The following is a 1,301-nucleotide window of genomic DNA, read 5'->3' on the forward strand; positions in this document are numbered from 1 at the left end:
TGCGCGCCCAGATTGAGGCGCAGGTTGCGGAGTATCTTGAAAAGGGCGGGGAGGTCAAAACAGTCCCCGCAGAGTGCCGCCAGGATGACAATGCGCGTGTTAAGTCGTTTTTGTATCGGTATGAGGAGGGCGGGGAATGAGTGAAATAGACTTTAAGCTTTTAATAGATCAAGCAGAAAAGGCCGAGTCTGAGAGAATTGATCGAGAGTATTATGTTGCTAGGTTATTGTCCAATATGCCTGTTTGTGAAAGCCGATTATTGCGAGATGAGCAGTATTTAATAATGGTTTCCCCCGGCTTGTATAAAAAAATTATGGAGGTTTCAAAATGAACATCTGGCAAGCAGACATGAGCAACATCTACCAACAGATAACAGAGTGGCCCGAACGTGTCAAAACCCTCAGACCCGAAAACAGAGCAACCGACCCGAACAGAGAAGTTAAGCACCTGCTCGCGTCACCGGATGGAACCAGTAGTGAATGCGCACGAGAATCGGCTCGTTTGTTGGTACTGTCCGAGATGCGGGGAGATAAGGGAGACGCTTCTTATAACTAAAGGGTCTAATGATGGCGTATAAAATAATAGTAGTATTTATTATAATTGCCTTATCGGGTTGCCACGAGGGGCGAACGGCTAGAGTTGTAGAGCCGTGCGATAGGCCGGTGGTGGTTGTTTCCAGTGGTGGCGAGATTTTAAACATAGATTGCAACAAGGAGGGGTTGGTGTGGATGTATTGAATTTGGAGGAGGAGCGGGAGCGGTTAAGGTTTCAGGAGTATCTTGTCAAAACTTACGACGATCCCATACACGCGGAGATGGAAACACAGCGCCGACTTGTATCCACCCTTGAGCAGCTAGAGAATTTCAGAAATTCACACGACGACCTTAAGCGGGCGATTACTGGTTTATTGCTCAAAGATGATGCTAAGTCGCTCAAGATAAAAAAGCTAGAAGAGCAGCTAGAGCAGGCGCGGGAGGCTTTGCGCAAAACGCACAACCAGTATGCAGCGCTTACCGACTATATACGCAAGCGGCAAGGCGCACACCTTGGTAACAATCAGGGCGATGTTTACCACGAAATGCAGGCCGCAGCATCGAGGTTTGGGTTGAAGTCAAAACATACAAGCGATGTCCTTGTGGCGTTAGGTGTGCAAGCCCTCAAACAGCAGGAGGTGGGGTGATGCGAACAAAGCCATATTATGACAAGCACCGCCGGATAAGAAAGCGGATTGTAATAGACGGGACGAAACACGGACTGCCTGTAATAAAGAGGACTTGGGGGCAGGTTTTTAGCGCCAAGCA

General features: G+C 48.4%; 3 protein-coding genes. All 3 read left to right on the top strand.

The window, feature by feature from the left end; genetic code table 11:
- Positions 1-140: hypothetical protein (locus tag ABYP33_RS19290; protein ID WP_373092996.1), on the top strand; the 140-nt coding region annotated here is incomplete at its 5' end.
- Complete coding sequence (locus ABYP33_RS19295) at positions 137-331, top strand: hypothetical protein (protein ID WP_373092992.1); 195 nt, start codon at positions 137-139, stop codon at positions 329-331. The genes ABYP33_RS19290 and ABYP33_RS19295, both read left to right, overlap by 4 nt.
- Positions 332-724: 393 nt before the next feature.
- On the top strand, positions 725-1,180 hold the full coding sequence (locus tag ABYP33_RS19300) for a hypothetical protein (RefSeq protein ID WP_373092994.1): 456 nt from the start codon (positions 725-727) through the stop codon (positions 1,178-1,180).
- The last annotated feature ends 121 nt before the right edge of the window (positions 1,181-1,301 follow it).

The organism is Zhongshania sp. (assembly GCF_041584495.1).
Taxonomy (GTDB): domain Bacteria; phylum Pseudomonadota; class Gammaproteobacteria; order Pseudomonadales; family Spongiibacteraceae; genus Spongiibacter.

Coding starts and splice junctions, on each gene's coding strand:
- ABYP33_RS19295 (WP_373092992.1), top strand. CDS start 137: ATGAGTGAAATAGACTTTAAGCTTTTAATAGATCAAGCAGAAAAGGCC.